The organism is Rhizobium sp. Rhizsp82, from assembly GCF_047325115.1.
In the GTDB taxonomy this organism is placed as follows: Bacteria; Pseudomonadota; Alphaproteobacteria; order Rhizobiales; family Rhizobiaceae; genus Rhizobium.
The window spans coordinates 732,911-747,079 of the sequence record NZ_CP168570.1 but is presented as its reverse complement, the minus strand read 5'-3'; the positions used below and the strand labels follow the sequence as shown (position 1 = coordinate 747,079).

Sequence of the window (14,169 nt, the reverse complement as noted above, 5' to 3'; positions counted from 1 at the left end):
GTTGAGCATTACCGAAACCAAGACGGAGGCGCGGCCCGCGAAGGGCCGTGCCATGCCGCTTGCCAAGGCGATCGGGCGTTTCCTGATCGCCGCGGTCACCACCTATCTCGGCCTGCTGGCCGTCACCTTCTTCATCGGCCGCGTGGTGCCGATCGATCCGGTTCTCGCCATTCTCGGCGACCGGGCGCCAACCCATGTCGTCGAGCGCGTGCGCCGCGAAATGGGCTTCGATCTGCCGCTCTACGAGCAGTTCTACATCTATCTCAAGGGTATCCTGTCAGGCGATTTCGGCAACTCGGTCCTGACCACGAACCCCGTGATGACTGATATCCGTCGCGCCTTCCCGGCGACGATCGAGCTTGCGACCTGCGGCACGATCATCGGCGCCGTCATCGGTATTCCGCTCGGCGTTCTCGCCGCCGTCCGCCGCGGCAGCCTCGCCGATCAGGTGGTGCGTGTCATCGGTCTCGTCGGCTATTCGGTGCCGATCTTCTGGCTGGCGCTGATTTCGCTGGTCATCTTCTATGCGAAGCTGCGCTGGGTGGCCTTCCCGGGCCGCATCGATATCGTCTTCGAATATACGTTCACGCCGATCACTGGCTTCTATCTGCTCGATAGCGCCTGGCAGGGGCAGTGGGACGTCTTCTATGATGTCTTCCGCCACATCATCCTGCCGGCATCGCTGCTCGGATATTTCTCGCTCGCCTACATCAGCCGCATGACGCGCAGCTTCATGCTGAACGAGCTCAGCCAGGAATATATCGTCGCAGCGCGCGCCAAGGGCCTGTCGGAAACGCGGGTGATATGGGGCCATGCGCTGCGAAATGCCGCTGTGCCGCTGGTGACCGTGATCGCGCTTTCCTATGCCGGCCTGCTGGAGGGCTCGGTGCTGACGGAGACGGTGTTCTCCTGGCCCGGCATCGGCCTCTACATCACCAATTCGCTGCAAAGCGCCGATATGAACGCCGTGCTTGGCGGCACGATCGTCATCGGCACGGTCTTCATCGGCATCAACCTTCTGTCCGATCTTCTCTACCGGACACTCGATCCAAGGACGCGAAGCCGATGACGGTTCCGGTCAACCAGACACGTCCCCTGAGCCGCCGCGAATGGCTGCTGTCCGATCGTCCGCAATCGCGCATGCAGGCGCGTCTCGGGCGCGCCTATGTCACCTGGCGGCAGTTTACGGCAAACAGGCTCGCCGTCGTCGGCCTGGCGATCATCATCGCCCTGCTGTTCGTCGCTGCCTTCGCCGATCTGCTGGCAACGCATTCGCCTGTCATTGGCGATCTCAAGAATGCGCGGCTGCTGCCGCCCGGCAGCGAGGGCTATCTGCTCGGCACCGACGATCAGGGACGCGATATCTATTCGCGTCTGATCTATGGCTCGCGGCTCACGCTCTTCGTCGTCGTTCTCGTCGCCATCATCTCCGCGCCGATCGGGCTGATCGTCGGTACGGTTTCCGGCTATGCCGGCGGCTGGGTGGACGCGACGCTGATGCGCATTACCGACATCTTTCTGGCCTTCCCGAAACTGGTTCTGGCGCTCGCTTTCGTCGCCGCACTCGGTCCGGGTATTCAGAACGCCGTCATCGCGATCGCCATCACCTCCTGGCCGCCCTATGCGCGTATCGCCCGCGCTGAAACGCTGACGGTGCGGCGGTCGGACTATATCTCGGCGGTGAAGCTGATGGGCGCCTCGCCCATCCGCATCATCATCCGCCATGTCATGCCGCTCTGCATTTCGTCGCTGATCGTGCGCGTAACGCTTGATATGGCCGGCATCATCCTGACGGCTGCCGGTCTCGGCTTCCTCGGGCTCGGTGCCCAGCCGCCGCTGCCGGAATGGGGTGCGATGATCGCCTCGGGCCGCCGCTTCATTCTCGACCAGTGGTGGGTTGCCGCCATGCCGGGTATCGCCATCCTGATCGTCAGCCTCGGCTTCAATCTGCTCGGCGATGGCCTGCGCGATGCGCTCGATCCGAAGGGGAGCGGCCAATGACCGACCTTCTCGACGTCAAGAATCTGCGGGTCAGTTATCCGACCCGCACGGGGGTGATCGAGGCCGTGCGCGGCGTCTCCTTCACGCTCGGCAAGGAGCGTCTCGGCATCGTCGGCGAATCCGGTTCCGGCAAGTCGCAGACGGGCCGGGCCATTATGGGGCTGACACCGAAACATGCCATTGTCAGCGCCGATACGCTCAATTTCAACGGCATCGATCTGCTGACCGCTTCTGCCAAGCAGCGGCGCCTGCTGCGCGGCAAGCGTATTGCCATGGTTTTGCAGGATCCAAAGTATTCGCTCGACCCGGTCATGTCGATCGGAAGGCAGATCTGCGAGACGCTGCAGACACATGAGAAGGTCGGGCGCTCGGAAGCCAAGGAGCGGGCACTTGCCATGCTGGAGGCTGTGCAGATCCGAGATCCCAAACGCGTCTTCGATCTCTATCCGCACGAGGTCTCGGGTGGCATGGGGCAGCGCGCGATGATCGCCATGATGCTGATCGCCGGACCCGAACTGTTGATCGCCGACGAGCCGACCTCGGCGCTCGACGTCACCGTCCAGCTGGACGTGCTGAAGATCATGGACAAGCTCGTCTCCGAGCGTGGCATGGGACTGATCTTCGTGTCGCATGACCTGCGCCTCGTCTCGTCTTTCTGCGACCGGGTCATCGTCATGTATGCGGGCAAGATCGTCGAGGAGCTGAAGGCATCGGAATTGAAGAATGCGCAGCATCCCTACACGCAGGGCCTGTTGAGCTGCATGCCGCAGATCGGTGAGGATCGCCACCCGCTGCCGGTTCTCGACCGCAAGCCGGAGTGGGCCGCATGAATGCTGCACTTTCCGTCGAAAAGCTCGGCGTCGTCTATGACGATTTCCATGCTCTGAAGGACGTCAGCATCGAGGTGGCCACCGGCGAATCCTTCGGGCTGGTCGGTGAATCCGGATCCGGCAAGTCGACGCTGTTGCGCGCCGTTGCCGGGCTCGCGCCCGTCAGTTCCGGTACCATCCGCATTCACGGCGAGGCGCTGCAGGGCGCAAAACGCAGCAAGGCTTTCTATCGCAGCGTTCAGATGGTGTTTCAGGACCCCTACGGCTCGCTTCACCCGCGCCAGACGATCGACCGACTGCTGCTCGAGCCGCTCGCCATCCACGGCATCGGCGACAGCGAGAGGCGTATCGAGCGGGCGCTCGACGAGGTCGGCCTCGGAAACGGTTTCCGCTTCCGCTATCCGCATCAGCTTTCAGGCGGCCAGCGACAGCGCGTGGCGATCGCCCGGGCGCTTATCGTCGAACCTTCGGTGCTGCTGCTAGACGAGCCGACCTCGGCGCTCGATGCCTCGGTGCAGGCCGAAGTGCTCAATCTGCTGGAGCAGATCCGCCGCGACCGCAAGCTGACATTCGTGATGGTGAGCCACGATCTCGGCGTCGTCACTCACATGTGCGAGCGCCTCGCCGTGATGCGCGGCGGTGCCGTTGTCGAGCGGTTGAGCTCGGCTGAGCTCGCCCGGGCCGATGTCCAGGAAGAATACACCCGCAATCTGATGGTTGCGAGCAAGGGTTTCGTTAAAGCCTGAAGCGCAGCCTTTTCAAATATTTGAAAAGGCTGCCTCGACATCCCTATTAAGGTTAACGTAGCGTTAAAAGACGACCACTCGACTAGACTATTGACAGGCCCGTCCCATCTGTCATGATCCCGTTAACGATTGTTAGTTTTCGTGATCATGGAGGTAAGGGATGTTCTTTCTCGGTGGCATGACCATGGGATATCTCGAGCCGCCGGCCGCAAAAGCCGAGCGCGCCGAACCACCAGTCGTTAGCATTCCCGCCGAAAAGAACCGCCGCCTCATCGATATCTCCGCTGCTGCACAGCGCGAGGAAAACGCGATCGAACGGTCGTTGATCTGGGCCTGGCGCACTCTCTGCTGAGCTTTCTTCCGGCACCGGTGAGATTTTCTACCCGGCTGCCTCTGGAAGGAATTTTATCTCTACCTACCTGATAGAGAATATAAGAATAAAGATGCGAGGCATGACGCCTGCATCAAAGAGAACAGACGGAGGCAACACATGGCAGACCTGGGTATATCGCATACTCACGCGAACCATTATGGTTCCGTGCCGGCAAAGAAGCCGCTCTCCATGCGCGGCAAACTGCAGCTGGGCATCAACGCGGCATTGCTGACGGCAGCTTTCGCATTCGTTGCTGCACTCGTATTCGGCCTGATCGGCTGATCTGGCGCACCGGCGCTGGCCGGTGCCTTTTCCTTCGGAACAATGTGCCATTCGCGGCATTCTCCAGTAACGCATTCAGCGCAAGGAGACTGGGCGTGAAGGGCGTGTTGCTCTGGCTCATCGGCAATTCCGATCCCAGTCATCATCCTTCTCTACCTGTGCCACGCGGTCTAGCGTTCCCAGTCAGGAGTAGAGGACGATGGCAAATACATCCGTACTAAAGCCGAAATCACGCGACGTCTCGGTCAAGACCGGACTGTCCGACAAATATTGCGCTGACATGGCCAAGAGCCTGTCGGCGATCCTGGCCAGCACCTATCATCTGGTCATCAAGAGCCACATCTATCACTGGAATGTCGTCGGCCCGCTGTTCAAGCCGCTGCACGAGTTGACCGAGGAGCACTACAGCACGCTCTTCGAGGCGACTGATATCGTGGCGGAACGCATTCGCGCGCTCGGTCATCTGGCGCCCGCCCATATCGGCGATGCCGCCAAGTTTGCTCCGTCGAACCGCGATTTCAGCCAGCTGACGGCCGAAGACATGGTGCTCGATCTGATTGCCGATCACGAAGCGGCCTGCCGCGCCATGCGCGAAGCAGGCACCTCTGCCGACGAGAATGGCGACCTGGTGACGACGGATATGCTGACCGATCGCCTGACCTTCCATGAGAAAGCTCTCTGGATGCTCAAGGCGATCATCGCAAAGTAGGCGCGGGCGCGGGTTGCGCCTTACCGCCGCTGCAAGGGCGCATGGATGAAAACCATGCGCCTTTTCTTTTGCAACGCATTGATCCCAAAAGATTTTCGACAGCGGCAGGGAACCTTGGTGCTTACTGGCCGTTTCATTTGCAAGCAAACCAAAGGAGATGGGCATGCTTTATTACGCTCTCGTATTTCTCGTCGTCGCCCTGATCGCCGGCCTGCTTGGTTTCGGCGGTATTGCAGGCGCTTCGGCCTCCTTTGCGCAGGTCTTGTTCTTCCTGTTCCTGGTGCTTTTCGTCGTCTCGCTGGTCATGCGTCTGGTCAGGCGCTGACGGCCGGGATCTCCCCTCCCGATCGTGAAAATCCGGTGCCTTCGCGGCGCCGGATTTTTCATGCGATACGTGCCATTTCTTAGCTCTTGACTTGAATTATCGGGTTGGTGTCCAACTTTCCCGAGATGGCTTTGCGGGAGGGGCAGAGAAGGACGGCCAGATCGTGCGAAGCCATGCCTTGAGATAGGGCTTAAACCGTTTCGCATCGAAAAATCGGCCGCAATAACTTCTTTCGACAACACTGCATTGCCGTTCATGCGGCAGTCATATTTGCCGGTGCAAAAGGCTAGCCAAAATTACCATAACTTCGTTTGGATCCAGAACCGAACCCATGTCAATTTCCAATCCGTCTCCGAGCCCGTCGCGCGATTCCGAAGTGAAGCAGATCGATCATAACGACTCGATCCGTTCGACCTACCTCTCCATCGAAGACATCAAGGCGATGGGCGAAGCAGTCGCCCGCAGCGGGGCGGATTCGCTTCCTGCCTTCGCGCCTTTCGACTTCTTCGCGCGGCATAAGGAAAACGAGAAGGAGATCCTGCGGGTCTACCGGACGACGGCCGCGGATGTGGAATCGGGCGAGACCATCACGCCCGCCGCCGAATGGCTGCTTGATAACCACTACATCGTCGAAGAGGCGATCCAGGAAGTCCGCCGCGACTTTCCGCGCCGTTTCTACCGCGAACTGCCGACCGTCAATGTCGGCGGCACGCAGGTGCCGCGCACGCTCGTGCTCGCCTGGCTCTACGTCGCTCACACCCACAGCACGGTCTCGCAGGAAAGCCTGACGGCGCTGGTCGATGGGTTCCAGCAGGTCGAGACGCTGAAGATCGGCGAGCTCTGGGCCGTGCCGTCGCTGGTGCGCTACGTGCTGGTCGAAAACCTCCGCCGCATCTCGAGCCGCGTCGAGCGCAGCCGGCGCATGCGCCGCCGCGCCAACGAGGCTGCCGACGAGCTCGTGCGTCTCGCCGATCCGGCCAAGGCTGCCGAATATCTGAAGTCGCTGGAGACGCTCGCCGAGGACAATACGTTCTCGACGCAGTTCCTCTACCGCATGCGCGATGGCTCGCAATCCTCAAGCCTGGCGATCGCCTGGCTGGACGACCGCCTTGCCTCGCTCGGCCGCGATACCGAAGAAGCGACGATGGCGGAGCACAGCCGCCTGTCCTCCGGCAACGTGACGATGGGCAACATCATCCGCAGCCTGCGCGAGATCGACGATACCGAATGGTCCGTCTGGGTCGAGCAGGTCAGCCATGTCGACAAGCTGCTCTGGGACAAGTCGGATTACGGCATTCTCGATTCCGGCTCGCGCAACAAGTATCGCAAGCAGATCGAAAAGCTCGCCAAGCGCTCGCCGCTGACCGAAATGGAAGTGGCGCAGCTGGCTCTCGACATGACGGAGGAGGCCAAGGCTTCCGACGAGCCGCAGCCGCATGAGCCGAATGTCGGCGGGTTCCTGGCCGGCATGCACCGGCCGAAGTTCGAGGCGCGGGCCAATTACCGCCCGACGCTCGTCCAGCATTTCGTCCGCACGGTCCGCAAGTTCAACTGGCTGTCGATCGCCGTGCCCGTGGCGCTGCTGACGATCCTGGCGATGGTCATCGTCGGCAAGTTCATGGCCAATGCCGGCATGAGCCCGGCGGAGATCATCGTTCTCCTGATCATGTTCTCGCTGCCGGCTTCGGAAGGCGCGACCGGTCTTTTCAATACCGTGCTATCCTTCTTCGTGACGCCGTCGCGTCTCGTCGGCTACGAGTTCAAGGAAGGCATCCCGGAAGACGCGCGCACGCTCGTCGTCGTTCCCTGCCTGATTTCCAACCGCGACAGCGTCGATGAGCTCGTCCGCAACCTCGAGGTCCACTATCTCGCGAACCCGCGCGGTGAGATCTATTATTCGCTGCTCAGCGACTGGCCGGACAGCCAGGTCGAGGAAACAGCCAACGATCTCGAAGTGCTGGATTATGCCCGCCGCGAGATTGCGAATCTCTCGGCCCGCTACGCCTTCGATGGCAAGACACGCTTCTACCTGCTGCACCGCCGCCGACTCTACAATCCGGCCGAAGGCGCATGGATGGGCTGGGAGCGCAAGCGCGGCAAGCTGCATGAGCTGAACATGCTGCTGCGCGGCGACAGCGATACGACCTATCTGCCGGGCGCCAACATCGTTCCTGAAAACGTCCAGTATGTCATGACGCTCGATGCCGACACGCGCCTGATGCGCGATGCGGTCACCAAGCTCGTCGGCAAGCTCTACCATCCGATCAACCGTCCAGTTCTCAACCCGAAGACCGGCCGCGTCGAAAGCGGTTACGGCGTTCTGCAGCCGCGCGTCACGCCGTCGCTGACGACGGGCAAGGATGCCTCGGTCTTCCAGCGCGTCTTCTCGATCAACCGCGGTCTCGACCCCTATGTGTTCACGGTTTCCGACGTCTATCAGGACCTCGCCGGCGAAGGCACGTTTACGGGTAAGGGCCTCTATCACGTCGATGCCTTCGAGGCGTCGCTGAAGGGCCGTATCGACGAGAACTCGGTTCTCAGCCACGACCTTCTCGAAGGTTCCATGGCGCGCTGTGCGCTCGTCACCGATCTGGAACTCGTCGAAGACTTCCCGATCCGCTACGAAGTCGAAACCTCGCGCCAGCATCGCTGGGCGCGTGGCGACTGGCAGCTGCTGCCTTACATGTTCAATCCGAAATACGGCGTCACCGCGCTCGGCCGCTGGAAGATGTTCGACAACCTGCGCCGTTCGCTGACGCCGATTGCCTGGTTCTTTGCGTCGGTTCTCGGCTGGTATTTCATGGGCCCGCTCGGCGCGCTCGTCTGGCAGATCCTGCTGATCTTCTGCCTGTTCGTTGCGCCGACCCTGTCGCTCATCAACGGCATCATTCCGCGCACCAGCGATATCGTCGCGCGCGCTCATCTCTATACGGTCTGGTCGGATATCCGTGCTGCCAACGCGCAAGTGGCGCTGCGCATCGTCTTCATCGCCGATACCGCCTGCATGATGGCCGATGCGATCGGCCGTTCGCTTTACCGTCTGTTCTTCAGCCACAAGTTGATGCTGCAGTGGCGCACCGCCGCCAGCGTTCAGGCCGGCAAGCAGGGCACGATCAGCTCCTATTACAAGGCGATGTGGCATGCTCCGGTTCTGGCCGTGCTCGCCCTCGCCTTCGCCGCGCTGTCTGGCGACAAGGCTTTCCTCGTCGGCATTCCCTTTGCTGCTCTCTGGATCCTCTCGCCGCTCGTTGCCTATTATGTGAGCCAGTCGGCCGAGACCGAAGACCGGCTCGAAGTGGCCGAGAAGGACTCGATCGAGCTCCGTAAGATCGCACGCCGCACCTGGCGCTATTTCGACACGTTCACGACGGCCGAGCAGAACCACCTGCCGCCCGACAACGTGCAGGAAACGCCGCATGTGATCGTTGCGACCCGTACGTCGCCGACCAATATCGGCGTCTATCTTCTCTCCGTCGTCTCAGGCCGCCAGTTCGGCTGGTTCTCCTTTGAGGAAACGATCGACCGGCTGGAGAAGACGATCGCCACCATCGACAAGATGGAGAAGTATCGCGGTCATCTCTACAACTGGTACCACACCGACACACTTCAGACGCTTGGCCCGCGCTACGTCTCGGCCGTCGACAGCGGCAACCTTGCCGGTCACCTGATTGCGGTCTCGTCCGCCTGCCGCAACTGGGCGGAAGCACCGTCGGCACATATGCAGGGCAATCTCGATGGCGTCGGCGATACTGCCGGCATCCTCGGCGAAGTGCTGGCCGACCTGCCTGACGACCGCAAGACCGTCCGCCCGCTGCGCCGCCGCCTGGAAGAGCGCATCATCGGCTTCCAGAACGCCCTTGCTGCCGTCAAGCGCGAGCACGAGTTCGCCTCGATCCGCGTCATCAACCTTGCGGTTCTCGCGCGCGATATCCAGAAGCTCGCCGCCAACCTCGACCACGAAGTCAAGTCGTCGCTCAGCGGCGAGCTGACCCGCTGGGCCGAGCAGCTGGTGAAGGTCTGCGAAGCGCATATTTCCGACAGCACCTACGATCTGTCGAATATCGATCCGCTGCGTCCGCGCCTGATCGCTCTCCGCGACAAGGCCCGTGACCTGGCCTTCTCTATGGACTTCTCGTTCCTGTTCCGTCCGGAGCGCCGTCTTCTGTCGATCGGCTACCGCGTCGAAAGCGGCGAGCTCGACCAGGCCTGCTACGACCTTCTGGCGTCGGAATGCCGCCTGACTTCGCTCTTCGGTATCGCCAAGGGCGACCTGCCGACGGAGCACTGGTACCGCCTGGGACGCCAGGTCGTTCCCGTGGGTTCGCGCGGCGCGCTGGTCTCCTGGTCCGGCTCGATGTTCGAATATCTGATGCCGCCGCTCGTCATGCAGGAGCGCGGTGGTGGTATTCTCAACCAGACCAACAATCTCGTCATCGTCGAGCAGATGAATTACGGCCGCAAGCTGGGCGTTCCGTGGGGTATTTCGGAAGCGGCCTTCAATGCCCGCGACCATAACATGAACTACCAGTACACCAACTTCGGTGTGCCGACGCTCGGCCTGAAGCGTGGTCTCGGCCACAACGCCGTCATCGCGCCCTACGCATCGATCCTTGCCAGCCAGTACGATCCGAAGGCAGCCCTCGAAAACCTCGAGCGCCTGCGCGGTCTCGGCGCGCTCGGCAAGTACGGCTTCCATGACGCTGTCGACTTCACGCCGACCCGCGTTCCGGAAGGCAAGAAATGCGCGGTGGTCTATAACTACTATGCCCACCACCATGGCATGTCGATTGCGGCTGTCGCCAACGTCGCCTTCAACGGCCACCTGCGCGAGCTCTTCCACTCGGATCCGGTGATCGAAGCCGCCGAACTGCTGCTGCAGGAAAAGGCGCCGCGCGACATCCCGGTGATGAGCGGCAAGCACGAGTCGGATACGCCTGCCAGCATCCAGGACGACCTGCTGCGTCCGGAACTGCGCAAGATCGCCGATCCGCTGTCGCGTGACCGCGAGCTCGTGTTCCTGTCGAACGGCCACTATTCGATGATGCTGACGGCGACCGGCGCCGGCTATGCCCGCTGGAACGGCCAGTCCGTGACCCGCTGGAAGCCCGATCCGACCGAAGACCGCTGGGGCAGCTTCATCTTCCTGCGCGACACCGCCACCAACGAATGGTGGTCGGCGACCGCGGAGCCGAAGAGCGTCGAAGGCGAAAAGGTCAACGTGCTCTTCGCCGATGAAAAGGCGGAGTTCACCAAGATCGTCGGCGATCTGACGAGCGAAGTTGAATGCATCGTCGCCACTGAGCACGATGCCGAAGGCCGCCGCCTGACGCTGCTCAACATGGGCACGGAAGATCGGTACATCGAAGTCACCTCCTATATGGAGCCGGTGATCACCACCGATGATACGGACAATGCTCACCCGGCCTTTGCGCGCATGTTCGTCAAGACCGACTTCGGCAAGCGCGGCGACGTCATCCGCGCCGAGCGCAACAAGCGCGATCCGAACGAAGCGAACATGAGCATCGCGCATCTGATCGTCGACAGCGCCGGTCCACAGCGTCAGACCGAGTTCGAAACCGATCGCCGCAAGTTCCTCGGCCGTGGCCGCAGCCTTGCCGATGCGGCTGCATTCGATCCGGGTGCGACGCTGTCGGGCAGCGAAGGCTTCACGCTCGATCCGATCCTGTCGCTGCGCCGTACGGTTCGTGTGCCGGCCGGCAAGAAGGTCATCGTGATCTTCTGGACCATCGCCGCGCCGAGCCGCGACGAAGTGGACAAGGCCGTCGAGCGCTACCGTCACGCCGATGCCTTCCAGCACGAGCTGGTTCAGGCATGGACGCGCACGCAGGTACAGATGCGCCATGTCGGCGTCACCTCGCAGCAGGCTGCCGCCTTCCAGCATCTCGGCCGTCATCTCGTCTATCCGGATATGGATATGCGCTCCGACGCCTCGGTTCAGGCCGGCATGGCCTCGCAGTCGTCGCTCTGGCCGCTGGCGATTTCGGGCGACTTCCCGATCTTCATGCTGCGCATCAACGACGACATGGATCTCGATATCGTTCGCGAAGCGCTGCTGGCGCAGGAATATCTGCGCTCGCGCGGCGTCACCGCCGATCTCGTGATCATGAACGAGCGCGCCTCCTCCTATGCTCAGGACATGCAGCACGCTGTCGACCAGATGTGTGAAAACGTCCGCCGCATGGGCCAGGCCGATGGTCTGCGCCAGCATATCTTTGCCGTGCGCAAGGACCTGATGGAGGAAACGACCTATCACGCGCTGATGGCCGCTGCCCGCGTCACCTTCCATGCGAAGAACGGCAAGGTGCTCGACCAGATCAACCGCGCCATCGCGCTCCGCTCGCCCTCCAAGGAAGAGCAGGAAGAGATGCAGAAGGCTGCCGAGCGCAGCAAAATGACGGCAACGAAGCGTATCGCGCCGGTCATCAAGCCGCGGCCCGTGCCTGCTGAAATCGAAGAGCAGGGCGACCTCGACTTCTGGAACGGCTTTGGCGGCTTTGCCCGCGACGGCCGCGAATATGTCGTTCGCCTCGCCGGCGGCACGGCAACGCCGCAGCCGTGGATCAACGTGATTTCGAACGACAAGTTCGGCTTCCACGTTTCGGCCGAAGGCGCAGGCTTCACCTGGTCGGTCAACTCGCGCGACTATCAGCTGACCAGCTGGTCGAACGATGCCGTCGTCAACCGCTCGGGCGAAGCGATCTATGTCGCCGATCTCGACAACAATGACATCCTGACGCCCTATGCGGGCCTGTCGCAGCGCGCCGATGCGCGTTTCGAAACCCGCCACGGTCTCGGCTATTCGGTCTTCTCCAGCGAGCAGAACGATATCGCCATGGAGGTCACCCAGACCGTCCATCGCGAAAAGCCGGTCAAGATGCAGCGCGTTCGCCTGCGCAATAACGGCACCGGCGCCCGCAAGCTCAGGCTCTACGGCTATGTCGAGTGGGTGCTCGGCAACAATCCGCAACGCACCGTTCCCTTCATCCTGTCTTCGGCGGATGAGGAAACCGGAACGCTGTTTGCCGGCAACCAGTACAGCATCGACTTCTCTAACCGGGTGGCCTTCTTCGCCGCCAGCGAGAAGCCGTCGAGCTTCGGCACCAGCCGCCGTGAATTCATCGGCAAGGCCGGTACGATCCAGGCACCGCAGGCGCTGAAGCCTTCCATGCCGCTCTCCGGTTCGACCGAGCTCGATGGTGATCCGGCCGCTGTGCTGGCAATCGACATCACGCTGGCACCGGGTGAAGCACGCGACGTCACCTTCTTCATGGGCGATACTGCATCCAGGGATGAGGCGGCAGCGCTTGCCAAGGAGATCCGTTCGGCCAGCATCGAGGATGCCGTTCAGGCAAACCGCGACTTCTGGCAGGGCTTTACCGGCAAGGTGCAGATTACGACTCCCGACCAGGGCATGAACAATCTCATCAATGCCTGGCTGCCCTATCAGAGCCTCGGCTGCCGTATCATGGCGCGTTCGGCCTTCTATCAGGCAAGCGGTGCCTTCGGCTTCCGCGACCAGCTGCAGGATACCCTGGCATTCGTGCTGCAAGAGCCTTCGCTGGCCCGTAACCAGATCGTCAACGCCGCCTCGCGGCAGTTCCGTGAAGGTGATGTCCAGCATTGGTGGCTGCCGGGAACCGGTGCGGGCGTCCGCACGCTGATCTCGGATGACGTCGTCTGGCTTGCCTACGGTATCCACCATTATTGCAGCGTCACGGGCGACAAGACCGTGCTCGACGAGCAACTGCCATTCCTCGAGGGTCCGGCGCTGCTCGAAGGACAGCATGACTCGTTCTACAAGCCCGAGATTTCCGAGGACAAGGCTAGCATTTACGAGCATGCCGCTCTCGCCCTCGATCTCGCGATCAAGCGGACCGGCTCGAACGGCATGCCGCTGATCCTCGGCGGCGACTGGAACGACGGCATGAACCGCGTCGGCATCCATGGACAGGGCACGAGCGTCTGGCTCGGCTGGTTCCTCGCCGGTGCGCTTCGCTCCTTCACGCCTTACGCCGAAGAACGCGGCGACAAGGCACGCGTTGAGCGCTGGACCAAGCATCTCGGCGAACTCAAGACGGCTCTCGAAAGCGCTGGCTGGGATGGCGGCTACTATCGTCGGGGCACGTTCGACGACGGCAGCCTGCTGGGCTCGAAGGAAAGCCTGGAATGCCAGATCGATTCGATCGCGCAGTCGTGGAGCGTGCTCTCGGGCGAAGGCAATCCTGACCATGCCAAGACGGCGATGGATGCGGTTCTGAGCCGTCTCGTCGATCGCGACACGCGCATCATCCGGCTGTTCACTCCGCCTTTCGCGACCTCGGCCAAGGATCCGGGCTATATCAAGGCCTATCCTCCGGGCGTTCGCGAGAACGGCGGCCAGTACACGCATGCTGCGACCTGGGTGGTCATGGCGCTGGCGGAGATGAACCGCGGCGACGATGCGCTGGCCTGCTTCGATCTGCTCAACCCGATCACGCATTCGCGCGACAAGAGTTCTGCCGAGCACTATCGCGTCGAGCCTTACACGATCGCGGCTGACGTCTACGGCGAAGGCGCTCTCAAGGGACGCGGCGGCTGGACCTGGTATACGGGATCGGCCGGCTGGCTCTATCGCGCCGCCGTCGAAGGCATCCTCGGAATCCGGTTGAAGGACGGGCGACTGTTCGTTCGTCCGGCGTTTCCAAGCAGCTGGGATGGCTTCTCTGCAGAGGTCGAACATTCGGGTGTGAAATACCGCATTTCGGTCTCAAAATCGTCCCAACCCGGCGGCTACAGTCTGGCTATCAACGGCAACGACATCGCCAATCCCTCTGAGGGATATCCGGTCGGATAGCAGCATTCTTCGAGCTCACACTCCGGCGATTCGTTGCGGCCAAAAGGGA

General features: G+C 61.8%; 9 protein-coding genes. All 9 read left to right on the top strand.

Annotated elements, in window-relative coordinates:
* Window position 1: 1 nt before the first annotated feature.
* The 9 genes from ACEN84_RS08310 to ACEN84_RS08270 all read left to right on the top strand — a co-directional run bounded on the left by ACEN84_RS08310 (window position 2) and on the right by ACEN84_RS08270 (window position 14,120).
* Window positions 2-1,069, top strand: a complete 1,068-nt coding sequence (locus ACEN84_RS08310; RefSeq protein WP_413710545.1) for an ABC transporter permease — start codon at window positions 2-4, stop codon at window positions 1,067-1,069.
* A complete protein-coding gene (locus tag ACEN84_RS08305) occupies window positions 1,066-2,001 on the top strand; it encodes an ABC transporter permease (RefSeq protein ID WP_413710544.1) in 936 nt (311 codons plus the stop codon). The genes ACEN84_RS08310 and ACEN84_RS08305 overlap by 4 nt, the downstream gene beginning before the upstream one ends.
* Window positions 1,998-2,831: an ABC transporter ATP-binding protein gene (locus tag ACEN84_RS08300; protein WP_413710543.1), complete on the top strand. Its 834-nt coding sequence runs from the start codon at window positions 1,998-2,000 to the stop codon at window positions 2,829-2,831. Before ACEN84_RS08305 ends, ACEN84_RS08300 begins: the two co-directional genes overlap by 4 nt.
* Window positions 2,828-3,577, top strand: coding sequence for an ABC transporter ATP-binding protein (locus ACEN84_RS08295; RefSeq protein ID WP_413710542.1), 750 nt, complete (start codon window positions 2,828-2,830; stop codon window positions 3,575-3,577). Before ACEN84_RS08300 ends, ACEN84_RS08295 begins: the two co-directional genes overlap by 4 nt.
* A 160-nt stretch (window positions 3,578-3,737) precedes the next feature.
* A complete protein-coding gene (locus ACEN84_RS08290) occupies window positions 3,738-3,929 on the top strand; it encodes a hypothetical protein (RefSeq protein WP_413710541.1) in 192 nt (63 codons plus the stop codon).
* Between the two features lie 138 nt (window positions 3,930-4,067).
* Entirely contained in the window at window positions 4,068-4,232 is a 165-nt protein-coding gene (locus tag ACEN84_RS08285) for a hypothetical protein (protein ID WP_199627972.1), read from the top strand.
* 199 nt (window positions 4,233-4,431) lie between these two features.
* Complete coding sequence (locus tag ACEN84_RS08280; RefSeq protein ID WP_413710540.1) at window positions 4,432-4,941, top strand: Dps family protein; 510 nt, start codon at window positions 4,432-4,434, stop codon at window positions 4,939-4,941.
* A 163-nt stretch (window positions 4,942-5,104) separates the two neighbouring features.
* On the top strand, window positions 5,105-5,266 hold the full coding sequence (locus tag ACEN84_RS08275) for a DUF1328 domain-containing protein (RefSeq protein WP_413710539.1): 162 nt from the start codon (window positions 5,105-5,107) through the stop codon (window positions 5,264-5,266).
* 331 nt (window positions 5,267-5,597) lie between these two features.
* Entirely contained in the window at window positions 5,598-14,120 is an 8,523-nt protein-coding gene (locus tag ACEN84_RS08270; protein WP_413710538.1) for a GH36-type glycosyl hydrolase domain-containing protein, read from the top strand.
* Window positions 14,121-14,169: the final 49 nt, after the last annotated feature.